Below are 23424 nucleotides of genomic sequence, written 5' to 3'. Positions count from 1 at the left end.
CTCTCGTGCCCGTGGAGGAGCCGTCCACAGCATCACGAGCGGGAGTTCGCGAACAACCGCCTATCCGATCCAGCAAACTACCCTTGCTTCTCGATCTCGCCCGGCCGCCAGGTAAGGGCCATAACCGGTCATGGCTCATAACTTCGCCAGCCGCGCGCGGCTGCTGCGACGACAGCAAGGGTTGCCTTGGCGCCGTCAGCCTCACCCTTCTCAAAATCGCCCTCCGTTTGCGCCATCGAATTTGTGACATGCGCAAAGCAGACGAGGGAATGGCCACTCGTAGCGCTAAAGGCATAAAGAGCGGCGGCTTCCATCTCGACCGCAAGCGTTCCTAGATCGCGCGCCCGCACGATCGCCGCTTCGGTTTCCCGATAGGGGGCATCCGTTGTCCAGGTCGAACCGCGATGCAACTTCTCCGGCAGCGATCGGCCCGCCCGCTCGACGCGATCGAGAAGCGACATGTCGGGTGCTGCAGCGAAAGTCGAGCCAGGAAGGTAGTGATAACTCGTCCCCTCGTCGCGCAGCGCGCGGTCGATCAGGACGAAATAGGGTGTCGGTCCGATGGGATTGATCTGACCCGCCGAGGTGATGCTGACGAGCAACCGGCAGCCCGACGCGAAGAGCTGCTCGGCGACCAGGACGGCGAAGGGTGCCCCGACCGCGCAGCCGACGATGCCGATCTCGCCGATGCCGTCGAGATCGAAGGCAAGGAGCTCGGTGTGATAGCAGGCCCAACCTTCATGGATGCGGCCGGCGCCGGTCCGCTTGAGGTGGCGGACGACGTCACCGTCCGGATCGAGCACGCAGATTTCGGGCACAGCGACGAGCGGCAACCGCCTCTGCCGGCGTGCCTCCCTCAACAGGGATTCAGGTCGGAAAACCGAGGGCGCCTTGTGATCCTTGACGCCAACGATCGGCCACGCGGGATCCGCGCGATGAGGCTTATCATCCATGATGCACCTGATCGACCTGTCTCAAGCCACGGATTCGACCGGCAGGCCGGCGGCTTTCCATTCCGGGTAACCGTCCTCAAGCCGGCGAACGCGATAACCGCGCGCCCTCAGTGCCGACACGGCTTCGAACGAAAGAACGCAATAGGGCCCGCGGCAGTACGCAATCACTTCACGGCCTTTTGACAGTTCGCCCAAACGTCTTTCCAGTTCGGCCAGCGGAATGTTGAGCGCTCCCGGGAGATGGCCAAGCGCGAACTCATCCTCGGGGCGCACGTCGAGCAACGTAACCAGGTCGTCCCGCAATCGCGCGACCAGATCGTCACGCGAGACGGGCTCAAGCGCATCACGGGCCTGGAAGTAATCGGACACAACACGACCGATCTCGGCGACATTCCGTTCACCCACGCGCCCCAGCGCTTTGATCAGCGTGACCACTTCGGCGTCGCCGGCGAGACGATAGAGGATGTGTTTGCCGCGACGCTCGGTCTCGACGAGACGCGCGCGCCTCAGGATCTGCAGGTGCCGCGACGTATTGGCGAAGGTCAGATGTGCCCGAGCCGACAGCTCCTCGACGGTGCGGATCCCCTGCGCAAGGTGCTCCAGGAGTTCAAGCCGGTGAGCATGGCCGAGCGCCTGCGCCACCTGGGCAAGGTTTTCATAGATCGCCTGTTTCGGTCCCGAGCTTGACACGGCGCTCCTTCAATATATCATTCAGCAGATCGATTGAATGTATCTAGCGTTTCTCATGAGGGAGTGCAAGTCCATGATTCTCCGCCAGTTCTTGCATAGCGATCCAGTCGGTATCTCCTACCTTTTCGGCTGCGGCGGCAAGGCCACCGGGGCGGTCGTTGACCCGGTCGGCGATATTCAGCCCTACCTACAGGCCGCCGACAATGCCGGGATGCGGATACACTACGTCATCGACACCCATGTCCATGCCGATCACCTGTCGGCGGGCCGCGCGCTCGCGGCCGCAGCGGGAGCCGAATACGTGCTCTCCACGAAGGCTGGCGTATCGTTTCCGTACAAGGCGGTGAGCGACGGGGAGGTTCTTCCGCTAGGCAACGTCTCCGCCACCGTGATGCACACCCCGGGTCACACGCCCGAGCACATCTGCATCCTTGTGACGGACCGAACCCGCGCCAACGAGCCCTGGTTCGTCTTCACCGGACACACGCTCATGGTCGGCGATCTCGGCCGCACCGAACTTGCGGCGAGCGCGGAGGAAGGCGCGAGGCAATTGTTCAAGAGCGTGCGAAGGCTGAAGGAGCTTCCTGACTACGTTGAGGTGCTGCCGGGCGCCTATGCGGGCTCGGTCTGCGGTCGCCGCCTGAGCGGCAAGCCATCCTCCGCGATCGGCTTCGAGAAGCGGCACAATCAGGCGTTCACGATCGAGGACGAAGCCGAGTTTGTCCGGTTCATGGTCGCCGAGATTCCGCCGGCACCACCGGAAGCCGCGAAGATCAGGGCGGCAAATTCAGGCACGGCGGCAGCAGCGGTCTGATCTCATGACCGAGGCCGTAAGCGGTCCACAGACTGCCTCGTCCGTCCGACTGGGGCTGAAAGAGAACTGGCCGCAGTTCGCCTTACTCGTCCTGATCAACGCCTTCGTCGGCGGGATGGTCGGAATCGAGCGGACGGTCGTGCCCCTGATTGGCTCCGAGGAGTTCAAGATCAGTTCGACGACGCTCGTCGTTTCCTTCATCGTCAGCTTCGGCGTCGTGAAAGCGTGCGCCAACCTGGTCTCGGGCCAGCTCGCCGACGCCTGGGGACGCAAACGTGTTCTGATCCTCGGCTGGCTGATCGGCCTGCCGGTGCCGTTCATGATCATGTGGGCGCCGAGCTGGGGATGGGTCATCGCAGCAAATGCTCTCCTCGGCATCAACCAGGGTCTTGCCTGGTCGATGACGGTGATCATGAAAATCGATCTGGTCGGGCCAAAGTCACGGGGACTTGCCGTCGGTCTGAACGAATTCGCAGGCTACCTTGCGGTGGGTGTGACCGCTTTCCTCACTGGGTATCTGGCCTCGAAATACGGCCTGCGGCCGGCGCCGATATATCTTGGTGTTGCCTATGCGGTTCTTGGCACGGCGCTCTCGATCTTGCTGGTGAACGATACGCGCGAGCATGTTCGACTGGAAACGGCGGCCCATACGCAGCAATCAGTTCCGATCAGCTTCCGCGAGATATTTCTTCTCACCTCGATCAGGGATCGCAATCTGTTTGCAGCGTCACAGGCCGGACTCGTCAACAATCTCAACGACGGAATGAGCTGGGGAATCTTCCCGCTGTTCTTTGCCTCGTTCGGGCTCCACGTCGATCGGATCGGCATATTGAAGGCCGTCTATCCGGCCACGTGGGGCATCCTGCAGATCGCTACGGGCCCTCTTTCCGATCGCTGGGGCCGCAAAGGGCTGATCGTTGCCGGCATGTGGGTGCAGGCCGCGGGTCTATTCCTGACCGCTGCAACAAGCCATTTCGAATGGTGGCTGGCCGGCAGCCTGCTTCTCGGACTTGGCACGGCCATGGTGTACCCGAGCCTGATCGCTGCGGTCTCCGACGCTTCGCATCCAAGCTGGCGCGCACGCTCGCTCAGCGTCTACCGCTTCTGGCGTGATCTCGGTTACGCGATCGGTGCGCTTGCGGCCGGCCTGATCGCCGACCTGCTCGGCATGGCATGGGCGATCGGAATGATCGGCGCGCTGACCTTTCTGTCCGGGGTGGTCGTCGCCGTCGCCATGGAGGGCAGACCGGGAGCACGAACGTGAGCGAAACCTATTCAGGACGTTGCCTCTGCGGCGCGGTGCGTTTCGAAGCACGTGGCCAGCCAAAGGGGGTCTTCTGGTGTCACTGCAGTAGCTGTCGTCGCCATTCCGGAGCCCCAGTCAGCGTATTCGTTGGGTTCGAGAACGACTCCGTCACAGTGATCGAAGGCGTCATCACGACGTTCAAATCATCGCCGGGAACGACGCGCGGCTTCTGTGCCCGCTGCGGCTCGACGCTGACCTGCGCTACCGTGCATTTTCCGGCGGAGACGCACTATCACGTTGGTGCCTTCGACCGGGCGGCAGACCTCCAACCGGGGAGACATTTCTTCGCTAACGAGCAATTGCCCTGGCTGCGGCTTGACCACAACGAGCAAGGCAAATGACGGCGACGATGCGGCCGATCTATCTCGATTACAACGCGAGCACACCGGTTGATCCAGCCGTGGCGGAGGCGATGCGGCCATTTCTGGACGACGCGTTCGGCAATCCGTCCAGCGGCCATTGGGCCAGCGCGCCGGCGAAGGCCGCGCTGGATCGGGCTCGCAGCCAGGTCGCCACACTCCTCGGGGCTGCACCTGACGAGATCGTATTCACCAGCGGTGGCAGCGAAGCAAACAACCTGGCAATCGAGGGCACGTTCTTCGAGCTGAACCGCCCAGGGACGCACATCATCACCTCGGCCATTGAGCATCCCGCCGTTCTTGCGCCCTGCCGGTTTCTCGAACGGTTTGGCGGCTCGGTCACGTACATACCGGCGGACGGGACAGGCTTGATCGATCCAGAGGACGTGCGGCGCGCCATCACTCCGCAGACGCTGCTGATCAGCATCATGCATGCCAACAACGAAGTCGGTACCATACAGCCGATCGCGGAAATCGGCGCGATCGCTCGTCAGCATGGAATCCGTTTTCATACCGATGCAGCCCAATCGGTCGGAAAAATCCCGACCAAGGTGAACGAGCTCGGTGTCGATATGCTGACAATCGCCGGTCATAAGCTCTACGCTCCAAAGGGCGTCGGCGCGCTGTATATCAGGCGAGGCCTTGAGCTTGAGCCGTTGATCCACGGCGCGGGTCATGAATCGGGCCGACGCGCCGGGACCGAGAGCGCCCTGCTGGCAGTCGGGCTTGGGACTGCCTGTGCACTAGCGGCTGACCTTGCCCCTATGAGGCACGTAGAGGCCCTGCGTGATCGCCTGTGGAGGGCGCTGCAAGACAGGTTCAACGAAGGCGTCGCGCTCAACGGCCATCCCACGCATCGTTTGCCGAACACTCTCAACGTGTCATTCGTCGGCAGGATCGGTGCGGACATTCTGGGCCAGTTGCGCAATGTGGCGGCATCGACGGGTTCGGCGTGCCATTCGGGGCAGATCGAGCTCTCGCCCGTTCTCGCGGCGATGCGCGTGCCAGAACGGATCGGAATGGGAGCGATCCGCTTCAGCCTGGGAAAGCACACCACAGCTGACGAGATCGACGCCGTCGTGGCGCGTCTGGGCACGATTGCGTTGTCCTGATTGCGACCGGCCGCCAGTCAGGCAGATCGTTTCGTCGCCAACAGAAGGGCAGGCTCGTTCGCGCCATCCCCTGCAACATGGACCTCCATGCCCGCTCGCTCGAGCACTGTCCGTACGTCGGCCAGTCTCGGAAAGCTGTAGATTTCTGCCGGAAAAGACGCGATGGCCTTCTGGTCGGCGTTCGTGCGGAACAACAATGCAAGGCGGCCACCCGGCTTCAGCACGCGCTCGATCTCGCGTAGCGACATTTCGACGTCCTTCCAAAAATAAAGCACGTGGACGCATAGCGCCTTGTCGAACATGTCATCGGGGAAAGGCAACGATTCCACACTCGAAAGAACCACATCGATGCGACCGGCTTCGATGAGCGTTCGGTTTCGTTTGGCCGCGATCTCCACCATCAACTCGGAGGGGTCTATGCCGACACTCCGCCCCCGAGGGGCTCGCGCAGCTATTTCCATCAGACTGCGCCCATGACCGCATCCAACGTCGAGGACCTGGTCGGTCTGTCCTATGCCGAGCGCTTCCATGGCGCGCATGTTCTCGCTCCAGGTTTCCCGAGCCATGATGAACGCGATCAGCCGGCCCAAGATGCCCCGCGCGTTACGAGCATGTTCTGCAATGAATTGAGGACGACGCATTCCTACTCCTGAGGCTCGCAGGCCCGCAGCAGGGTGCTGCAATTCATCAGAAATTGCTCGCCGAAAATGAAACGTGGCTGGCCATTTTCGAAAACGTCAACACACATCAAAGGGTTGGACCAGGGCGGCGCGCATCAAGCCGGCAGCCTTCACGTTCTATTTGAAACGGCCCTTCTGCGTCGCAGCCATTCCGGTTGGGGCCAAAAGCTACTATCCGGCGCGACCGCCTTTCGGGTCCGCTAAGGGCGAAAGGCCGAAATTATCGCGGTCGTCAGCGGCCCAATGATACGTTTTAGATGGCCGCCACGGTGGTCACTACAATGAGAATGATGGTTACGAGCGCCCCTGAAACATAGAGAATGGTTCTGATGCTGCCACCTTTGGCGGCGTTGCCGCCGCGCAAATAGACCGCAATGTGGATTAGGCGAATTGCGATATAGACCCATACGAACGTTGCAAGCGTCGCGGGTCTTACCCCCACCATCATAGCCAGCACAGCCGGGACGACAAAAGGCGTCAGCGCCTCCACCGCGTTCATGTGAACGCGATCGATCCGGTACAGCAGATTGTCGTCATCCGCTGGAAGGACAGGTCCGGAGAGCGCCCCGGCCCTGCCTTTGGACGATCCTGAATAGATCGCCAGCAAAATTGACAGGAGGCAAAGGACAAGCACTCCGACGACGCTAAGCGAGTAGGCTGCCATACGGACCTCCGCAATCACGTCGCATGGGATACGCGAGCATCATGTCTCGCGGGCAATCCGCTCGGCGAACCGTTTCAGATAGAGCGGCCAACCCTGATCGCCCGCGACGCCATCGCGCACGCCTTCCCAACCTTGGCCATGACGTTCGAGGTGGCGGTGCTCAAGCTCCAATCGGGTCCGGCTTGGCGTCTCGGCGATGAACCGCACCTCCCATTCACTGGTCTTGTGGGGATCGGCTTCGATTTGCCAGCGCGGGCTGATGTCCCAGCTTAGAAGTACGCGATTGGGCGGCTCAAAAGCCAACACACGCGCCCAGCGGCACTCGCTTCCGTCGACACCCCGATCATAAACGTGACCGCCGACCCGAGGCTCGAACACGGTCTCGGCGATGGGGACGGAGAGCAGATTGTGCTCGCGTGGCTTGAAGCTGCCGAAGTCTTCGGTAAAGACCTTGAACGCACGCTCGATAGGCGCCTCAACCACGATGGATTGTTTGATGGGCGCGGCCGATACACGCATGCTCATTGCTGGTCCTCCACTGATTTTTCGACGGCCACTTTGTAAGCGGCAAGTGTGCTGCTCCAGAACCGGTCAAGCCAGGCACGCATCTGGCCGAGCCCCGCTGGATCGATGTGATAAATGTTGCTGGCCCCCTTTGGCTCGGCACGAACCAAACGAGATTCGCGCAGCACCTTCAGATGCTGGGAGACGGCTGACTGGGAGACCGTCAGTTCTCGGGTGATTTCAACGACAGTGCGAGGCCGCGCGCCCACCAGTTCGAATATTCGTCTGCGAGTCGGATCGCCCAGAGCGGCCAGTTGCACGTTGTCTTTAGCCATGGCTGGCCGACGTCCGAAGCCGGCAGTGCCAACGGGACCTTTCAATTCGGTCACGACATCGGGTTCTCAGGGTGTCATTAGTCATTACTAATGATTAGCACGCGCTAATGGTTGCGTCAAGTCGCAGCATGCCCGATACGTCGGCGTGGACCGAGCGTCGGCTACTGTGCATGGGGTTGTTTTCAATATTTTGGTTGGGAGCGCCGAGACGACGGCGCGGGGCCAGGAACCGTCGCCCTACCTATCCAGCGGCCCCAATATCCTCACCAGCTCCCCGTGCACGAATTCATTTCCGCACACGACATGTCCGGTCTTCAGCGCATCGTCCTTGCCGCCGATGTCTGAAATCGTGCCACCGGCTTCCCGCACCATGATCTGTCCCGCGGCGATATCCCACGGCGACAAATTCCGTTCCCAGTAGCCGTCGAGGCGGCCGGCGGCGACGAAGGCGAGGTCGAGGGAGGCGGCGCCGAAGCGGCGGAAGCCGGCGACCTTGTTTTGCAGCACGGCCATTTCCTTCAGCGCCAGTTGATGGTCGCCGCGGCCGATATGCGGCAGCCCGCAGGCGATCACGCATTCGTCGAGCTGGCGGCGGCCGGCGACGCGCAGCCGCTGGTCGTTGAGGAACGCGCCCTTGCCACGCTCGGCGATGTAAAGCTCGTCATTGGCGGGGTTGTAGATCACGCCCGCAATGATCGTGCCCTCGCGGGCGAGGCCGATCGAGATCGCGAATTGCGGAATGCCGTGCAGGAAGTTGGTGGTGCCGTCGAGCGGGTCGACGATCCAGGTGTGGGTCTTGTCGGCGCCCTCGCGCTTGCCGCCTTCCTCGCCGATGAAGCCATAGCCCGGCCGCGCCTTGGCGAGATCCTCGTACAGCATTTCCTCGGCGCGCTTGTCGGCCTTGGTGACGAAGTTGGCCGGCCCCTTCAGCGACACCTGCAGATGCTCGATCTCGCCGAGGTCGCGCTTGAGGCTGCGGCCGGCGCGGCGCGCGGCTTTCACCATGACGTTGATAAGGGCTGAATAGAGCATGATGCGCGCTTATGGAGTGAGAGGGAACGGGCCAATGCCGTCAGGGGTTGGGGGACTGGGTGCCCTGCAGATGTGCCGCCGTCAAGGCGTCATTTGCCGGCGGTGCCGGTCCATTTGCGCGCCGCAGCCTCGGCCTTGGCACGTTCCTCGGGGCTGAGTTCGGAAAGCAATTCGTCCAGCTTGGGATCACCCTTGCCGGCCGTCTTGGCGACGAGATGCCATTTGAAGCCCTCGACCTTGTCCAGGGGCGCGCCCACGCCATAGATCAGCAGCCAGGCCAGCCGGTTTTGTGCGACCGGGCTGTTTTGCCGGGCGGCCTTGCGCAAGAGCGCGACCGCGGCCGGCTGGTTCTTCGGCGTGCCGGTGCCGTTGAACAGCGCGATCGCGTACTCGACCTCGGCGTCGACATTGTCGGCAAGCGAAGCCGCTTGCAGCAGCCGCACTGCTTTCTCGATGTCCTTCGGCACGCCGTTACCTTCCTTGTAGAAGGTCGCGAGCGCGTATTGCGCCTCCGGGTTGCCGGCGTCGGCCGCGGCGCGCAGCAACTCGGCGGCGCGCCGCACATCCTGCGGCAGCGTGTTGCCGTCGAGATAGAGCAGCGCCAGATTGTAGGCCGCCTTGGAGTTGCCGAGCTTGGCGGAGGAGGCCAGCAGCTTCACCGCCTGCTCGCGATTGGTGTTACCGCCGCGGCCGGACAGCCGCATCATGGCGAGCGCGAACATCGCCTCGCGGTCGCCGGCGTCCACCGCGCGCTGGTACCAATCGGCTGCCTTGGCATAGTCGCGCTTGACGCCGAGCCCGTTGGCATAGAGCTCGCCCAGCATCGTCATCGCCTTGGGGTCGCCGTTGTATTGCGCGCGCGTCGTCGCGAGATCGAACGCGGTCTTGTAGAGGCCGCGCTGATAGGCGCCATAGACGAGGTCGGCGTTCGGGTCCTCGAAGGTGGCCGCCGGCGAGGGGAAGGGCGTCGGCGTGGCCGCCGGTTTGGGCGATGCGGCCGGCTTCGGCGACGCGGTAGGCTGCTTCGCGGCCGGCGGGGCCTTTTGCTTGGGCGTCGCTTCTTGCCTGGGTGCTGTTTCCTTTTTCGCCGCACCCGGCGGGCTCGCCGGCGGCTGCGCCGCAGGCGGCGTCAGCGAGACCTGCGCGGAGGCACCGACCATCGTCATCGCGAGGCCGGCAAGCAGCAATATGGGACGCAGCAGTTTCATATCCGGTGTTATCCGTGCCCGGCCTGATCGGCGTCGGGTTTGGCCTCTCCGAATGTTGCTTCGTAGCCTTCCGCGATCGCTTGCGCGGCATCGATCAGCGCCGCCTTGGCGCCGCGCGGGTCGGCCCAGATGAAATCGCCGACCAGCACGAAGTCCGCCCCGGCGCTCGCGAATTCGAACGCCTCCTCGCGCGAGGCGGCAAAGCCGACGCAGGGCGGTTCGAACAATTCGTCCCACCATTGCAGCCGTTCGGCAATCGCTTCCATCGAGGGCCGCTGTCCCCCGGCATCGGGCTCGCCGAACAGCACGTAATCGGCGCCCGCTTCGCCTGCGGCCATCGAATCGTGCCGCGTGGCGAGGCCGCCGACGCCGGCAATGCGATCCGGCTTCAGCGACGGGAAAGCATCATCCAGCGCGGCAATGCCGTTCAGGTGCGCGCCATCGGCGCCCGCGCGCGCCACCAGTTCGACATGGCCGTCGAGCAGGAGCGCCGCGCCGGCATTCTGGATCGCCGGCGCCAGTGTCTTCACGCGAGAGGTCATGGTCTTTTGATCGGTCTGCTTCAGCCGCAGCAGCACCGCCGCGACATCGGTCGCGGCCAGCAGCTCGGGGAGCTGACTTGCGAGATGTGACGGATCGTCCACTTCAGGCGTCGCGAGATAGAGTCGCGGCGCCGGGCGCGACGGAAGAGGTTTAGTGGCCAAGTCTAGGCGACCTTCTTTTCCAGACCGGTTTCCCACTCGCCCTTGCTTGCCAGCGCATTCATCTTCGCGCGGTGCGTGAACGCGCGCTGGCCTGCGGCGACGTTCTCGGCCTTGCCGGACCACGCCTTCTGCGGCGCCGCCTGCAGCGCCCGGCCATAGGAGAAGGTGAGTTTCCAGGGCAGGCCGCCGATCCGGTTCATGGCGTCGAGATGCGCGGTTGCTTCCTCGTCGGATTGTCCGCCGGAAAGGAAGGCGATGCCCGGCACGGCCGCGGGAACGCAGGCCTTCAAGAGGCGTACGGTCTTCTCCGCGACTTCGTCGACGGAAGCCTGCTTCGCGCACTTCTTGCCCGAGATAGCCATGTTGGGCTTCAGCACCATGCCTTCGAGCTCGACGCGCTGAACGCGCAATTCCTGGAACGTCTTGTTCAGCACGCGCTGGGTCACGTCATAGCAGCGGTCGATATCGTGATCGCCGTCCATCAAAACTTCCGGCTCGACGATCGGCACGATCTGCGCCGCCTGGCACAGCGCCGCGTAGCGCGCCAGCGCATGGGCGTTGACGCTGATCGCGGTCATGCTGGGAATGCCCGAACCGATATCGATTACCGCGCGCCATTTGGCGAAGCGCGCGCCGCGCTCGTAATATTTCTTCAAGCGCTCGGCGAGCTTGTCGAGGCCGACGGTGACGAGTTCACCCGGGCACTGCGGCAGCGCCTGCGTGCCTTCGTCGACCTTGATGCCGGGGATGGCGCCGGACTGTTCGATCAGCTTGACCAGCGGCGTGCCGTCCTTGGCATTCTGCCAGATGGTCTCGTCATAGAGGATCACACCCGAGACATACTTGCTCATCGCCTCGGTGGAGCGGAACAGCATCTCGCGATAGTCGCGGCGGTTCTCCTCGGTGGATTCGACCTTGATGGCGTCGAAACGCTTCTTGATCGTCCCTGAGGATTCGTCAGCGGCGAGAATGCCCTTGCCTGGGGTGACCATGGCGAGGGCAACCTTGTTGAGGTCAGCAAGATTCATGGGAACGTTCTCCGGAAACATCATGCCCTTGCTGGCCAAAATAGGCGGTTCTCGGGCAAATGCCTAGAAATCGTTCGTCGCACCCTGGGTGTTTGCGGGGCGCGCGCGGCTGCCGGCTCAGGCGACCTTGTCAGGCGACTCGCGGATCCAGCTCACCCTTGGTGTAACGCTTGGCCATTTCGGCCGTCGTCAGCACCTTCTTGATCTTGCTGGCTTGGCCCGCGGTATTGAACTCCTGCAGCCGCTGCTTGCACAGCTTGGCCATGGCCTCCATCGCCGGCTTCAAATATTTGCGCGGATCGAACTCTTCCGGATTGTCCTTCAGGACCTTGCGGATCTGGCCGGTCATCGCCATGCGGTTGTCGGTATCGATGTTGATCTTGCGCACGCCGTTCTTGATGCCGCGCTGGATTTCGGAAACCGGCACGCCCCAGGTCGGCTTCATCTTGCCGCCATTGGCGTTGATGATTTCCTGCAGGTCCTGCGGCACCGAGGACGAACCATGCATCACCAGATGCGTGTTCGGCAGCTTGCGATGAATCTCCTCGATGACGTTCATGGCGAGGATGTCACCATCAGGCTTGCGGGTGAACTTGTAGGCGCCGTGCGAGGTGCCCATCGCGATCGCCAGCGCGTCGACTTTTGTTTCCTTCACGAACTTCACGGCTTCATCGGGATTGGTCAGCAACTGGTCGTGCGAGAGCTTGCCTTCGGCGCCGTGGCCGTCTTCCTTGTCGCCCATGCCGGTCTCAAGCGAGCCGAGCACGCCGAGTTCGCCTTCCACCGAGATACCGCCGAGATGGGCCATGTCGGTGACGGTCTTGGTCACGCCGACATTGTAGTCCCAGTCGCCGGGGGTCTTGCCGTCGGCCTTCAGCGAGCCGTCCATCATCACGGAGGTAAAGCCGGCCTGGATCGCGGTCATGCAGGTGGCGGGTTCGTTGCCGTGATCGAGGTGCACGCAGACCGGGATCTGCGGATAGATCTCGGTGACGGCGTCCATCATGTGCTTGAGCATGACGTCATTGGCATAGGAGCGTGCGCCGCGCGAGGCCTGGATGATGACGGGAGCATCGAGCGAGGAGGCGGCCTCCATGATGGCGAGCGCCTGCTCCATGTTGTTGATGTTGAACGCCGGCACACCGTAATCGTGCTCTGCCGCATGATCGAGCAGTTGACGCAGGGTAATGCGAGCCATTCAAATTCTCCTGTATTTGCCGCGCCTGTGGCGCCCCATGAAGTCTGGATTCAACGCTGTTTCAAAACTTCGACGCCGGGCAGCGGTTTGCCTTCCATCCATTCGAGAAACGCGCCGCCTGCTGTCGATACATAGGAAAAATCATCGGCTACGCCGGCCTGGTTCAGCGCCGCGACCGTGTCGCCGCCGCCGGCCACCGAAATCAGCTTCTTCGCCTTGGTGCGCTCGGCCGCATGCTTGGCCGCAACCATGGTGCCGCGGTCGAACGGCGTCATCTCGAACGCGCCGAGCGGACCGTTCCAGACCAGCGTCTTGGCGTCGTCGATCGCGGCGTGAATCCTCGCGGTCGATTGCGGGCCGACGTCGAGGATCATGCCGTCAGCCGGGATCGCGTCGAGCCCATAGGCGTGCGACGGCGAATTGGCCGCGAAGTGATAGGCGACCACGGCATCGACGGGGAGAATGATGGCGCAGTTCGCGACGCTGGCTTTTTCCATGATGCGCAGCGCGGTCGCCGCGAGATCCTTCTCCGCCAGCGATTTGCCGACACTGACGCCCTGCGCGTGCAGGAAAGTGTTGGCCATGCCGCCGCCGATCACCAGCGCGTCGACCTTCGACACGAGGTTTTCGAGCAGGTCGATCTTGGTCGAGACTTTTGCACCGCCGATGATCGCGATCACCGGCTTGGTCGGCGCTTCCAGCGCCTTGCCGAGCGCGTCGAGCTCGGCCTGCATGGTGCGGCCGGCATAGGCTGGTAATTTGTGGCCGAGGCCTTCGGTGGAAGCGTGCGCACGGTGCGCGGCGGAGAATGCGTCGTTGACCCAGATGTCGCCGAGCTTGGCGAGCTCCGCGACAAAAGCCGGATCATTCTTCTCTTCCTCTTTGTGGAAGCGGGTGTTTTCCAGGCAGAGGATATCGCCGTCCTTCATCGCCGCCACGGCCTTGGCCGCGGCTTCGCCGATGCAGTCGTCGGCAAACGCCACCGGCTTCTTGATGACCTGGCCCAGCGCCGCCGCGACGGGCTTCAGCGAATCCTTGGCATCGCGCCCCTTCGGGCGGCCGAAATGGGCGAGCAGGATGACCTTGCCGCCCTTGTCGGAAATTTCGGTGATGGTCGGCGCGACGCGCTCGAGCCTTGTCGCGTCGGTGACGCGACCGTTCTCCATGGGCACGTTGAGGTCGACGCGCAGCAGCACGCGCTTGCCCTTCACGTCGGCGTCATCGAGGGTGCGGAATGATTTTGTCATGGGATAGTTTCCTCCGTCATGGCCGGGCATAGCCGTCCGAAGGACGGCGTCGCTTCCGCTCGCCTATGTCCCGGCCATCCACGTCTTTCGCTCCACGGAAAGAAGGGCAAGACGTGGATGCCCGGCACATGGCCGGGCATGACGACTTACTAGAATCTTACAGCAGCTTCCCCATCGCAACCGCGGTGTCGGCCATGCGATTGGAGAAGCCCCATTCATTGTCGTACCAGGACATCACGCGCACCAGCGTGCCGTTCTGCACCTTGGTCTGGTCCTCGTGGAACGTGGACGAGTGCGGATCGTGGTTGAAGTCGATCGAGACGTTCGGCGCCGTGGTGTAGCCGAGGATGCCCTTGAGCTGCTGCTCGGAGGCGCGCTTCATCGCCGCATTGATTTCCTTGGCATCGGTGGCGCGCTTGGCGACGATCTTGAGATCGACCACCGAGACGTTCGGGGTCGGCACGCGGATCGCGACGCCGTCGAGCTTGCCCTTCAGTTCGGGCAGCACGAGGCCGATTGCCTTCGCAGCACCTGTGGAGGTCGGGATCATCGACATCGCCGCGGCGCGGCCGCGATAGAGATCCTTGTGCAGGGTGTCGAGCGTCGGCTGATCGCCGGTGTAGGCGTGGATCGTGGTCATGAAGCCGGTCTCGATGCCGACCGTGTCGTTCAGGACCTTGGCGACCGGCGCCAGGCAGTTGGTGGTGCAGGAGCCGTTGGAGACGACCAGGTGATCCTTGGTCAGGGTGTCGTGGTTGACACCGAAGACGATGGTGGCGTCGGCATTGTCGGCGGGGGCCGAGACCAGCACGCGCTTGGCGCCGGCGGTCAGGTGCGCGGAGGCCTTGTCCTTGGCGGTGAAGATGCCGGTGCATTCCAGCGCGATGTCGACACCGAGCGCCTTCCACGGCAGCTTCGACGGATCGCGCTCGGAGGAAACCTTGATCTTGCCATTGCCGAGGCTGAGCGAGTCGCCGTCGACGGTCACGGTGCCAGGGAAGCGCCCATGCACGGAGTCGAAACGCAGCAGGTGGGCGTTGGTCTCGACCGGGCCGAGATCGTTGATGCCGACCACCTCGATATCCTTGCGGCCAGATTCCGCAATCGCCCGCAACACGTTGCGGCCAATGCGGCCAAATCCGTTGATCGCGACGCGGATTGCCATGCTGGTATCTCCTCTAATAGCCGCTGCCGGCCCCGCGGAGATGGTCCGCGGAGGTGCTTACGGCGGAACGCCCGGTTCGGCCGGGCGGGAACGGTCAAGATGGGGGTCTAGGTAGACCTTTTTCCCCCGGACCTCAACCGTCAGCCCAGGCGCTTCACGGCAGCGTTAACGACGGCCTCGGCGGTAATGCCGAAGTGCTTGAAAAGGTCCTTGGCGGGCGCGCTGGCGCCGAAACCGTGCATGCCCACGAATTCGCCGTCATGGCCGATGATGGCATCCCAGCCCCAGCGTACCGCTGCCTCGATGGCGACCTTGACCGGCGCATTGCCGATGATGGCTTGCTGGCGGTCCTCGGGCTGCGCCAGCAACAGCTCCAGCGAGGGCACGGAAACCACCCGCGACGGGATGCCGCGTTCCGCCAGTTGCTTCTGGGCGGCCACCGCGATCTCGACCTCGGAGCCCGAGGCGAACAGCGACACCTTGGCTTCGCCCTGGGCTGCGACCAGTTCATAGGCGCCATGCGCGCAAGGATTATCGTTAGGCGCATTGGTGCGCAGTTGCGGCAGGTTCTGGCGGGTCAGCGCCAGCACCGTCGGGCCGTCGATACGATTGAGCGCCAGCTCCCAGCATTCGGTGACCTCGACGGCGTCGCAGGGCCGGAACACGCGCATATTGGGAATGGCGCGAAGTGCTGCGAGATGCTCGACCGGCTGGTGCGTCGGTCCGTCCTCGCCGAGCCCGATCGAATCATGGGTCATCACATAGACGACGCCCGCACCCATCAGCGCGGCAAGCCGCATCGCGGGCCGCGCATAGTCCGTGAATACCAGGAAGGTCGCACCGTTCGGCGCGAAGCCGCCATGTAGGAAGATGCCGTTCATCGCCGCGGCCATGCCGTGCTCGCGGATGCCGTAATGGATGAAGCGGCCCTTCGGCGTCTTGGCCGAGAACGCCACCGCCGATTTCGCCTTGTTGTTGTTGGAGCCGGTGAGGTCGGCGGATCCGGCAAGGAATTCCATCGGCATCGCAGCCGCAATCGCCTCGATCGCGGATTCGGAGGATTTCCGCGTGGCCACATTCTGCGGCGATTCCAAGAGTGCCTTCTTGTGCGCGCGCAGCGCCTTCGACAGCGCAGCCGGCCGCTCGTGTCGCAACCGCCGCTCGAACTCGGCGCGCTTGCGGGGGCCGAGCTCGGCGAAAACGCTTTCCCATTCCTGACGCGCGGCAGCGCCGCGGCTGCCGGCGTCGCGCCACGCTTTCAGCACATCGTCGGGCACCGAGAAGGCTTCGAGCGAGATGCCGAGCTTTTCCTTGGCGCCCTTGAGTTCGTCGGCACCGAGCGCTTCGCCATGGGCTTTCGCCGTGCCGGCGCGCGTCGGCGCGCCATAGCCAATGGTAGTCTTGCAGGCGATCAGCGACGGCTTGTTGGATTTTTGCGCGCGGGTGATCGCGGCCGCAATCGCCGCCTGATCCTGGCCGTCGATCAGCTCGGCGGCCCAGCCGGCGGACTTGAAGCGCTTCACCTGGTCGACCGAATCGGCCAGCGAGGTCGGGCCGTCGATCGAGATGCCGTTGTCGTCATACAGCACGATCATCTTGTTCAGCTTCCAGTGCCCGGCCATCGCGATCGCTTCCTGCGACACGCCTTCCATCAGGTCGCCGTCGGAGGCGAGCACGTAGGTGTGATGGCTGACCACCTTCTTGCCGAACTCGGCAGCCAGCATCTTTTCCGCCAGCGCCATGCCGACCGCAGTGGCGATGCCTTGGCCGAGCGGGCCGGTGGTGGTCTCGACGCCGCTGGTCTCGAAGTTTTCAGGGTGACCCGGCGTCTTGGAGCCGAGCTGGCGGAAATTCCTGATCTGGTCGAGCGTCATGTCCTTGTTGCCGGTGAGGTACAGCAAGGCATAGAGCAGCATCGAGCCGTGTCCGGCCGACAGCACGAAGCGGTCGCGGTCCGGCCAGTTCGGATCAGTTGCGTCAAATTTGAGGAACTGCGTGAACAGCACGGTCGCAATGTCGGCTGCGCCCATCGGCAGGCCAGGATGGCCGGATTTCGCCTTTTCGACGGCATCCATGGCAAGCCCGCGAATCGCATTGGCCATACGGGTATGATCGACCTGCGTCATGATGAAAATCCGCCTGAAATGAGGTGCTTGGTTAGGGGTACGTACCGGGCGAAGGCCGGAATACGGGCGTGCTTAGGGGGAAGTGCGGGCTGGATAGCACCTCAATCCCCCCGAGTCCAAGGCGGGGAAACGCGCTTCCGGTCCAAAAAGTTGCTTAGCAGTGCATAGCTTCGCGTCGGCGTTGCGCTTCCCTCGCTTGCCACGTAAATTTCGTGCTCTAACCGCTTGCCGAACCGCGGATTTTGCTGCCGTCCGGCGGGCTCAGGCGAAGGTGCGCGCTGTCTCCCATGAGCGATCGTCACACTAACGGTGTCGGCAATGCCGAGTCGGTCCAAGTCGACATCGACGTCGCAACGCGGCGCCTGATGCTGGCGCTCGACGCGCTCGAGGCTGCCGCCGAGCGGCGGCGCGACGCCGACCGCGACGAGAACGAACTGGCGAGCCGGATCCAGGCGCTCGGCGCCGATCGCTCGCGTCTTGCCGACGAACTCGACGGTTCGCTGGTGAAGACGCGGCGGCTGGAGCGCGCCAATCGCGAGATATCGGAAAAACTGGATGCCGCGATCGGCACCATCCGCGCGGTGCTCGACGCCGGAGAGGATGAATGAGCCACATCAACGTCACCATCAACGGCCGGCAGTACCGCATGGCCTGCGAGGAAGGGCAGGAGGTGCGGCTCCTCAAACTCGCCGAGAGCCTGGAATCGCGGGTCGGTGAGTTGCGCGGCAAGTTCGGCGAGATCGGCGATGCGCGGCTGACGGTGATGGCGGCGCTCACCGTGTGCGACGAGCTGGTCGATGCCAACGCGCGCATCCGCGCGCTGGAGGGCGAACTCGAAACCCTGCGCAACGTCCGCACCGCCGCCGCCGACCGCGCCAGGGCCACCCAGGTTGCCGTCGCCAACGCGCTGAACGCCGCCGCCGACCGCATCGAAAAAACCACGCAGGTGATCAACCGCACCATCGGCAACGGCGTCGCCATCGGGTGATTTTTTCTTCACCCGCCCCTTGAGGGGGCTGGTCGCCGCGCAGCGGCGGGGCGGGGTGAAAATCTATCGTCGTCGGAGGTGTTTGAGTGGTAACGGTTCGGCATCCCGCGAACCATGCACTTCAAGATAAATCTGCTCCAGCACCGCGTTGAGATCGCCAGCAACATCCGAATTCCAAAAGCGGATGACCCGATAGCCTTCCTGTTCCAGCCACGCCTGCCTTTCGCTATCGTGCGCGGCTATCGCATCATCATTGTGATGCCCGCCATCGAGCTCGATGATTAAACGTTTAGCCGGACAGAAGAAGTCTACGACATAGGGACCGACCGGGGCCTGACGCCGAAAGTGCGTGCCTTCGATTGGCAGCTCTTTCAGCGCACGCCAGAGAATGCGCTGATGCGGCGTGGTGTTTGCCCGCAGTTTCTTTGCCGCGGCGCGTCGGATAGCTGTTGAAACCATGACCAGTGTGCTCGCTGAGAGATCACCCCACCCCGCGTAAAGTCGGCAAAGCCGACTTTACGCGACCCTCCCCCTCCAGTGGAGGGTGAGGTTGAGCGCAATTTAAGAGCGAGTACAAGTGGCCGTCTCGGAAGCTGTTTAGCAATCGCAAGTCCGTAACCCGCTGGCGCATTCGGCCCGTAACGCTTACATTGGTTCCTGCGAAGCTGCGTCGTGCGTCAGGAGCCATATATCCCCGGGGCCTTATCGATCCTTTAGGGAACTGTCCCTGGCCGGGTCCGTGGATCCGGACATATGGTGCCCACCTACTTTCGTAGGGAACTCCGGGATCGAGTGCTTCAACGGCGATCGCGGCCTCGCGCTCTTGTTTGTTCTTGCTTGTGACTTGTCCTACCCGCGCACGTCCCGTCATACCCCGCGCATGCGGGGTATCCAGTACGCCGCGGCGTCTCGGTTGAATCACTAAAGTCTCTGGAATACTGGATCACCCGCATTCGCGGGTGATGACGGCGAAGAGCAGCATGGCATGACGACAACCCTCTCCAAATCCGACCTCCGTACGGCCGCGCTCGCCAAGCGCGATGCATTGAGCGATGAGCAGCGCGCGGCCGCGGCGCAGGCGATGGCCAAGCGCGGCCTGCCGTTCGGGATCGAGCCGGGCCTCGTCGTATCAGGATACTCGCCGATCCGCAGCGAGATCGATCCGGCCCCCTTGATGCGCAAGCTCGCGGAGCAGGGCGCCAAGCTCGCACTGCCGGCGGTTCTGTCTCGCGGAAAATCGCTGGCGTTTCGCGCGTGGTCGCCCGACGACCGTCTGATGCTGGGCCCGCTCGGCATCCTCGAACCGTCGCCGGCGGCGGCAGAACTCATTCCCGACATCATGCTGGTGCCGCTGGCGGCGTTCGACCGCGAGGGGCACCGCATCGGCTACGGCGCGGGACATTACGACTTCACGCTGGCGCATTTGCGAAAAGCCAAGGCGATCACGGCGATCGGCACCGCCTTTTCCGTGCAGGAAATAAAAACCGTTCCCGCGCTGCCGCACGACGTGGCGCTGGATTATGTGCTAACGGAAAAGAAAGTGTTCGATTTCCGGAGCTGAACTTTGCGTATTCTTTTTGTAGGCGACGTGGTCGGTCGCGCTGGCCGCACTGCGATCGCGGAACATCTTCCCGGCATGATCAGGGACTGGGCGCTCGATCTCGTCGTCGTCAATGGCGAGAATTCGGCCGGCGGCTTCGGCATCACCGAGGCGATCTATCAGGAACTGCTCGATGCCGGCGCCGACGCCATCACGCTCGGCAATCACGCCTGGGATCAGCGCGAGGCGCTGGTGTTCATCGAGCGCGCGCCAAAACTGGTCCGCCCCGCAAACTTTCCAAAGGGCACGCCGGGCCGCGGCGCGGCGCTGGTCGATACCAAGAACGGCAAGCGGGCGCTCGTCGTCAACGCCATCGGCCGCGTCTTCATGACGCCGTTCGACGATCCGTTTCAGATCCTCAATCGTGAGCTCGAGGCCTGTCCGCTCGGTGAGGCGGCGGACGCGGTCGTGGTCGATTTCCACGGCGAGGCGACCAGCGAGAAGCAGGGCATCGGCTATTTCTGCGACGGCCGCGCCAGCCTCGTCGTCGGCACGCACACCCATGTGCCGACCGCCGATCACCAGATCCTCACCGGCGGCACCGCCTATATGAGCGACGCCGGCATGACCGGCGACTATGACTCGGTCATCGGCATGCAGAAGGAGGAGCCGCTGCGGCGTTTCACGACGGGCATTCCGTCGGCCCGCTTCGAACCGGCCGCCGGTGTTGCGACACTCAGTGGCGTTGCGGTCGAGACCGATGATGCCACCGGGCTCGCGCTGCGCGTCGCGCCGGTGCGGGCCGGCGGCAGGCTTGAGCCGGCGGTGCCGGCGTTCTGGGTCTGACAGGATTCAAACGCCGGAGAAGGTTGATGCCAGGGCTGCTACCAAGGCTGCTGCTGGTTGCGCTGACGCTATTTCTTAGCCTTGCAGCCGAGGCCCAAACGCTGACCCAGCGTCCGGTATCGCAAGGCGCGGTGACGCCTGCCAAGATGACGGAGCGGCTGGAGAAGGCTGCGTTGCGAACCAAGGAGCAGGCGCCGAAGGGCGCGGCGCGCGGATCGTCGGTCGATTTCTGCTGGCCGGCGAGCGCCGAGGAATATCGGGCGATTGGCAAATATGTGCTGGTACTGATCAGCGTGGTCACCCAGGACGCGGCCGAACTGCCGTTGCGCCGCGTCTACGTCACCGTCAATGGCGAGCAGACCGAGCTGGTAAAGCTCTCGAGCCAGCGTAGCGATGTCAGCAGGAAGTCAACGACCTATTCGATCCTTGGCCCGTTTCGCGAGGATGGGTTCTACGTTGCGCCGGCCGGCCTGATGGTGAGCGACGGCTATCTGCAGGCCGACTTCGCCGTCCGCCGCACCGGTTTCAATCTCTACAAGCTGCCCGGCACGCCGCCCGATTTCGTCAAGGCGGACAACAACCCGATGCCGGCCAGGGACGCGACGCCGGACATGCCGGCGCTGAAGGCGTTGCTGAAGCGCGAATACCAGGGTTTTGAGCTGCCGGCGAGCCTGCGCTAGCGCGAGAACTTCTCGCCAGCGTAAGCGCCCGGGCTGTCATACAAATTCGATCACCTTGTCCAGCGTGATCGGCAGGTCGCGCACGCGCTTTCCCGTCGCATGATAGACCGCGTTGGCGATTGCGGCTGCGACGCCGACGATGCCGATCTCGCCGAGGCCCTTGATGCCGAGCGGGTTGACCATCTCGTCCGGCTCGTCGACGAAGATGACCTTGATGTCGTGGATGTCGGCATTCACGGGCACATGGTATTCTGCGATATTGGCGTTCATCACCCGTCCGAAGCGATGGTCGTAGAGCGTTTCCTCGTGCAGGGCCATGCCGATGCCCCAGACCACGCCGCCCATGACCTGGCTGTGCGCCGTCTTGGGGTTGAGGATGCGGCCCGCGGCCACGGCCTTGACCACGCGCATGACGCGGATGATGCCGATCTCTTCGTCCACCTTGACTTCGGCAAAGATCGCCGAGTGCACATTGCGCGCGTGAGACTTGTCTTCGGAAGGCTGGTTGATCTCCTCGCGCGTGATGCGCTCGGCCTTGCCCGATTGCATCGCGCTGGCGATCGGGACCGCGCGGCCTGCATCCTGCTTGCTGACGATCTTGCCGTCGATCAGCGCAACATCATCGACGCCGGCGCCTGCGAGCGGCGAATCCTTCGTCGCCTTCGCAAGTTCCAGCAGGTCGCCGCGGACCGCGCGCGCCGTATTCGCGATGGCGTTGCACACGGATGATGCGATCCACGAGCCGCCTTCCACCGGACACTGCGGCAGGGTCGAATCGCCGAGCTTGACGCTGATATTGTCGATGGGAAGGCCGAGCATGTCGGCCGCCACCTGCGCCATGATCGTGTAGGTGCCGGTGCCGATATCGGACGCGGCGGTCGCCACTTCGGCGTGGCCGTTCGCGGTCAGCACGATGCGGACCGTGGCCGGCACCTGCAGCGCTTCCCAGACGCCTGATGCCATGCCCCAGCCGACCAGCTCGCTGCCGTCGCGCATCGAGCGCGGCTCCGCGTTGCGCTTGTCCCAACCAAAAGCCTCCGCGCCCTGCCGGTAGCACTCGCGCAGTTGCTTGCTGGTATAGGGAAGGTCCTCGCCCTGATGGCGGTCGGAGTAGCATTGCAGCCGCAACTGCACCGGGTCGGTCTTGAGCGCGATGGCAAGTTCGTCCATCGCGCATTCCAGCGCATAGACGCCGGTCGCAGCGCCCGGCGCCCGCATGTCGCTGGACGTCGGCAGGTCGAGCTTGACGAGTTTGTGCCCGAACTTCGCGTTGGGACTCTTGTAGAGCAGGTTGCCCCAGCCGGTGTCGTTGCGCGCGAACTCCTCGAACTGCGAGGTCACGGCGATGGCTTCATGTTGCATCGATTCGAGCAGGCCGTCGCTGCTCGCGCCGAGCGCCAGCCGTTCGATGCTCGCCGGCCGGTAGCCCAGCGCGTACATCTGCGCCCGCGTCAGCACGACGCGAACCGGGCGCTTGAGCGCGTTCGCTCCCAGCACGGCCAGCACGACCTGATACTGCGGACGCAGGCCCGCGCCGAAACCGCCACCCATATAGGGCGACATGACACGAACCGCATTGGGCTGCAGCTTGAAAACCTTGCAAAGATACTGCTGGACGTTCTGCACGCCTTGCGTCTTGTCGTAGACGGTGAGCTGGCCGTTCTCCCAGATCGCCGTCGAGGCAAACAATTCCATCGGATTGTGGTGCTCGGTCGGAATGGAGTATTCGGCCGCGTGGCTGATAGCGGCGGACGCAAATGCCTTTTCGGCATCGCCGCGCGGCTTCTCCGGCACGTCGATGGCATACGCCCTGGCGCGCTCTGCCTGCAGGTCGGTGACGTGCGGCTCCTTCTGGTATTCGATCTTCACCAGCGACGCGGCGACGCGCGCCGTTTCCCAATCTTCCGCCAGCACCAGCGCGACCGGCTGCCCGGTGAACTGGATTCTGTCGTCGTAGAGCGGGCGGTAGGGCGAACCCTTCTCGGGCGCGACCTCGTCCTTGTAGGCGTCATCCTTGTCGGCCATTGTCGGCCGATTGCTGTGGGTGAGCACGTCGATCACGCCGGCAACGCCGAGCGCGCCACTGGTGTCGATGCGCACGATCCGCCCCTTCGGGATCGGCGAGTCGACGACATAGCCGTGGACGAGGCCGGAAACGTTGAACTCGCCGGCATATTTGGCTTCGCCGGTAACCTTGGCTCGGCCGTCGACGCGGGACGTCGCGCTTCCGATATAGCTTGCCATT

General features: G+C 63.6%; 25 protein-coding genes and 1 other RNA gene. 10 read left to right on the top strand and 16 right to left on the bottom strand.

The annotated features are described in order from the left end of the window. Positions 1–128 precede the first annotated feature (128 nt). Positions 129–953 carry a nucleoside phosphorylase gene (locus CQ12_RS39675; protein WP_057840660.1) on the bottom strand — a complete coding sequence of 275 codons (825 nt, stop codon included), beginning with the start codon at positions 951–953 and terminating at the stop codon, positions 129–131. Between the two features lie 21 nt (positions 954–974). Then, positions 975–1643 (bottom strand): ArsR/SmtB family transcription factor, encoded by a 669-nt coding sequence (locus CQ12_RS39670; protein WP_057840659.1) that lies wholly within the window; start codon positions 1641–1643, stop codon positions 975–977. Positions 1644–1716: 73 nt separating this feature from the next. Between CQ12_RS39670 and CQ12_RS39665 the strand changes: the two genes are divergently transcribed. The 4 genes from CQ12_RS39665 to CQ12_RS39650 are packed head-to-tail and all read left to right on the top strand — an operon-like array spanning position 1717 to position 5234. Beyond that, positions 1717–2457 (top strand): MBL fold metallo-hydrolase, encoded by a 741-nt coding sequence (locus CQ12_RS39665; protein WP_057840658.1) that lies wholly within the window; start codon positions 1717–1719, stop codon positions 2455–2457. Positions 2458–2461: 4 nt separating this feature from the next. Further along, positions 2462–3721: an MFS transporter gene (locus CQ12_RS39660; protein ID WP_057840657.1), complete on the top strand. Its 1260-nt coding sequence runs from the start codon at positions 2462–2464 to the stop codon at positions 3719–3721. Continuing rightward, positions 3718–4104 carry a GFA family protein gene (locus CQ12_RS43130; protein WP_198164391.1) on the top strand — a complete coding sequence of 129 codons (387 nt, stop codon included), beginning with the start codon at positions 3718–3720 and terminating at the stop codon, positions 4102–4104. The genes CQ12_RS39660 and CQ12_RS43130 overlap by 4 nt, the downstream gene beginning before the upstream one ends. Continuing rightward, a complete protein-coding gene (locus CQ12_RS39650) occupies positions 4101–5234 on the top strand; it encodes a cysteine desulfurase family protein (protein ID WP_245310345.1) in 1134 nt (377 codons plus the stop codon). Before CQ12_RS43130 ends, CQ12_RS39650 begins: the two co-directional genes overlap by 4 nt. A 17-nt stretch (positions 5235–5251) precedes the next feature. On the opposite strand, the gene CQ12_RS39645 is transcribed toward CQ12_RS39650, so the two are convergent. The 12 genes from CQ12_RS39645 to tkt all read right to left on the bottom strand — a co-directional run bounded on the left by CQ12_RS39645 (position 5252) and on the right by tkt (position 17125). Then, on the bottom strand, positions 5252–5875 hold the full coding sequence (locus CQ12_RS39645) for a class I SAM-dependent methyltransferase (RefSeq protein WP_157088773.1): 624 nt from the start codon (positions 5873–5875) through the stop codon (positions 5252–5254). A gap of 292 nt (positions 5876–6167) precedes the next feature. Continuing rightward, complete coding sequence (locus CQ12_RS39640) at positions 6168–6578, bottom strand: MAPEG family protein (protein ID WP_057840654.1); 411 nt, start codon at positions 6576–6578, stop codon at positions 6168–6170. A gap of 39 nt (positions 6579–6617) precedes the next feature. Further along, a complete protein-coding gene (locus tag CQ12_RS39635; protein WP_057840653.1) occupies positions 6618–7103 on the bottom strand; it encodes an SRPBCC family protein in 486 nt (161 codons plus the stop codon). Then, positions 7100–7417: an ArsR/SmtB family transcription factor gene (locus tag CQ12_RS39630; protein ID WP_057840652.1), complete on the bottom strand. Its 318-nt coding sequence runs from the start codon at positions 7415–7417 to the stop codon at positions 7100–7102. The genes CQ12_RS39635 and CQ12_RS39630 overlap by 4 nt, the downstream gene beginning before the upstream one ends. A 237-nt stretch (positions 7418–7654) precedes the next feature. Then, positions 7655–8449: an inositol monophosphatase family protein gene (locus tag CQ12_RS39625; RefSeq protein WP_057840651.1), complete on the bottom strand. Its 795-nt coding sequence runs from the start codon at positions 8447–8449 to the stop codon at positions 7655–7657. Positions 8450–8538: 89 nt separating this feature from the next. Continuing rightward, entirely contained in the window at positions 8539–9657 is a 1119-nt protein-coding gene (locus tag CQ12_RS39620) for a tetratricopeptide repeat protein (protein ID WP_057840650.1), read from the bottom strand. A gap of 8 nt (positions 9658–9665) precedes the next feature. Beyond that, on the bottom strand, positions 9666–10361 hold the full coding sequence (locus tag CQ12_RS39615; RefSeq protein ID WP_057840649.1) for a thiamine phosphate synthase: 696 nt from the start codon (positions 10359–10361) through the stop codon (positions 9666–9668). A 2-nt stretch (positions 10362–10363) separates the two neighbouring features. Next, complete coding sequence (locus CQ12_RS39610) at positions 10364–11389, bottom strand: class I fructose-bisphosphate aldolase (protein ID WP_057840664.1); 1026 nt, start codon at positions 11387–11389, stop codon at positions 10364–10366. 130 nt (positions 11390–11519) lie between these two features. After that, positions 11520–12587 (bottom strand): class II fructose-bisphosphate aldolase, encoded by a 1068-nt coding sequence (gene fba / locus CQ12_RS39605; RefSeq protein WP_057840648.1) that lies wholly within the window; start codon positions 12585–12587, stop codon positions 11520–11522. Positions 12588–12637: 50 nt separating this feature from the next. After that, complete coding sequence (locus tag CQ12_RS39600) at positions 12638–13834, bottom strand: phosphoglycerate kinase (protein WP_057840647.1); 1197 nt, start codon at positions 13832–13834, stop codon at positions 12638–12640. A 157-nt stretch (positions 13835–13991) separates the two neighbouring features. Further along, positions 13992–14999: a type I glyceraldehyde-3-phosphate dehydrogenase gene (gene gap, locus CQ12_RS39595; protein ID WP_057840646.1), complete on the bottom strand. Its 1008-nt coding sequence runs from the start codon at positions 14997–14999 to the stop codon at positions 13992–13994. 140 nt (positions 15000–15139) lie between these two features. Then, positions 15140–17125 (bottom strand): transketolase, encoded by a 1986-nt coding sequence (gene tkt / locus CQ12_RS39590; protein ID WP_057840645.1) that lies wholly within the window; start codon positions 17123–17125, stop codon positions 15140–15142. 287 nt (positions 17126–17412) lie between these two features. On the opposite strand from tkt, the gene CQ12_RS39585 reads away from it, so the two are divergent. Continuing rightward, complete coding sequence (locus tag CQ12_RS39585; protein WP_057840644.1) at positions 17413–17733, top strand: DUF4164 domain-containing protein; 321 nt, start codon at positions 17413–17415, stop codon at positions 17731–17733. Next, positions 17730–18113, top strand: a complete 384-nt coding sequence (locus CQ12_RS39580; RefSeq protein ID WP_057840643.1) for a cell division protein ZapA — start codon at positions 17730–17732, stop codon at positions 18111–18113. The genes CQ12_RS39585 and CQ12_RS39580 overlap by 4 nt, the downstream gene beginning before the upstream one ends. Positions 18114–18176: 63 nt before the next feature. Here CQ12_RS39580 and CQ12_RS43125 read toward each other — a convergent pair whose 3' ends face one another. Beyond that, positions 18177–18572 (bottom strand): endonuclease domain-containing protein, encoded by a 396-nt coding sequence (locus tag CQ12_RS43125; protein ID WP_083519685.1) that lies wholly within the window; start codon positions 18570–18572, stop codon positions 18177–18179. Positions 18573–18772: 200 nt separating this feature from the next. On the opposite strand from CQ12_RS43125, the gene ssrS reads away from it, so the two are divergent. From ssrS to CQ12_RS39565, 4 genes are all read left to right on the top strand, one after another. Further along, a non-coding RNA gene (gene ssrS / locus CQ12_RS41540) (6S RNA) lies at positions 18773–18933 on the top strand. 165 nt (positions 18934–19098) lie between these two features. Then, positions 19099–19674: a 5-formyltetrahydrofolate cyclo-ligase gene (locus CQ12_RS39575; RefSeq protein WP_057840642.1), complete on the top strand. Its 576-nt coding sequence runs from the start codon at positions 19099–19101 to the stop codon at positions 19672–19674. A 3-nt stretch (positions 19675–19677) separates the two neighbouring features. Next, positions 19678–20499, top strand: coding sequence for a TIGR00282 family metallophosphoesterase (locus CQ12_RS39570; protein WP_057840641.1), 822 nt, complete (start codon positions 19678–19680; stop codon positions 20497–20499). 26 nt (positions 20500–20525) lie between these two features. Beyond that, complete coding sequence (locus tag CQ12_RS39565) at positions 20526–21179, top strand: hypothetical protein (RefSeq protein WP_057840640.1); 654 nt, start codon at positions 20526–20528, stop codon at positions 21177–21179. Between the two features lie 36 nt (positions 21180–21215). On the opposite strand, the gene CQ12_RS39560 is transcribed toward CQ12_RS39565, so the two are convergent. Next, positions 21216–23423, bottom strand: a complete 2208-nt coding sequence (locus tag CQ12_RS39560; protein ID WP_057840639.1) for a xanthine dehydrogenase family protein molybdopterin-binding subunit — start codon at positions 23421–23423, stop codon at positions 21216–21218. Position 23424 lies beyond the last annotated feature (1 nt).

Source organism: Bradyrhizobium jicamae, from assembly GCF_001440395.1.
In the GTDB taxonomy this organism is placed as follows: domain Bacteria; phylum Pseudomonadota; class Alphaproteobacteria; order Rhizobiales; family Xanthobacteraceae; genus Bradyrhizobium; species Bradyrhizobium jicamae.
The sequence above is the reverse complement of the archived record's forward strand: the minus strand, read 5'-3'. Positions and strand labels throughout refer to the sequence as shown.

Coding starts and splice junctions, on each gene's coding strand:
- CQ12_RS39585 (WP_057840644.1), top strand. CDS start 17,413: ATGAGCGATCGTCACACTAACGGTGTCGGCAATGCCGAGTCGGTCCAA.
- CQ12_RS39630 (WP_057840652.1), bottom strand. CDS start 7,417: ATGGCTAAAGACAACGTGCAACTGGCCGCTCTGGGCGATCCGACTCGC.
- CQ12_RS39565 (WP_057840640.1), top strand. CDS start 20,526: ATGCCAGGGCTGCTACCAAGGCTGCTGCTGGTTGCGCTGACGCTATTT.
- CQ12_RS39675 (WP_057840660.1), bottom strand. CDS start 953: ATGGATGATAAGCCTCATCGCGCGGATCCCGCGTGGCCGATCGTTGGC.
- CQ12_RS39560 (WP_057840639.1), bottom strand. CDS start 23,423: ATGGCAAGCTATATCGGAAGCGCGACGTCCCGCGTCGACGGCCGAGCC.
- CQ12_RS39640 (WP_057840654.1), bottom strand. CDS start 6,578: ATGGCAGCCTACTCGCTTAGCGTCGTCGGAGTGCTTGTCCTTTGCCTC.
- CQ12_RS39610 (WP_057840664.1), bottom strand. CDS start 11,389: ATGAATCTTGCTGACCTCAACAAGGTTGCCCTCGCCATGGTCACCCCA.
- gap (WP_057840646.1), bottom strand. CDS start 14,999: ATGGCAATCCGCGTCGCGATCAACGGATTTGGCCGCATTGGCCGCAAC.
- CQ12_RS39580 (WP_057840643.1), top strand. CDS start 17,730: ATGAGCCACATCAACGTCACCATCAACGGCCGGCAGTACCGCATGGCC.
- CQ12_RS39575 (WP_057840642.1), top strand. CDS start 19,099: ATGACGACAACCCTCTCCAAATCCGACCTCCGTACGGCCGCGCTCGCC.
- CQ12_RS39635 (WP_057840653.1), bottom strand. CDS start 7,103: ATGAGCATGCGTGTATCGGCCGCGCCCATCAAACAATCCATCGTGGTT.
- tkt (WP_057840645.1), bottom strand. CDS start 17,125: ATGACGCAGGTCGATCATACCCGTATGGCCAATGCGATTCGCGGGCTT.
- CQ12_RS39650 (WP_245310345.1), top strand. CDS start 4,101: ATGACGGCGACGATGCGGCCGATCTATCTCGATTACAACGCGAGCACA.
- CQ12_RS39645 (WP_157088773.1), bottom strand. CDS start 5,875: ATGCGTCGTCCTCAATTCATTGCAGAACATGCTCGTAACGCGCGGGGC.
- CQ12_RS39660 (WP_057840657.1), top strand. CDS start 2,462: ATGACCGAGGCCGTAAGCGGTCCACAGACTGCCTCGTCCGTCCGACTG.
- CQ12_RS39620 (WP_057840650.1), bottom strand. CDS start 9,657: ATGAAACTGCTGCGTCCCATATTGCTGCTTGCCGGCCTCGCGATGACG.
- CQ12_RS39625 (WP_057840651.1), bottom strand. CDS start 8,449: ATGCTCTATTCAGCCCTTATCAACGTCATGGTGAAAGCCGCGCGCCGC.
- fba (WP_057840648.1), bottom strand. CDS start 12,587: ATGGCTCGCATTACCCTGCGTCAACTGCTCGATCATGCGGCAGAGCAC.
- CQ12_RS39665 (WP_057840658.1), top strand. CDS start 1,717: ATGATTCTCCGCCAGTTCTTGCATAGCGATCCAGTCGGTATCTCCTAC.
- CQ12_RS39600 (WP_057840647.1), bottom strand. CDS start 13,834: ATGACAAAATCATTCCGCACCCTCGATGACGCCGACGTGAAGGGCAAG.
- CQ12_RS43125 (WP_083519685.1), bottom strand. CDS start 18,572: ATGGTTTCAACAGCTATCCGACGCGCCGCGGCAAAGAAACTGCGGGCA.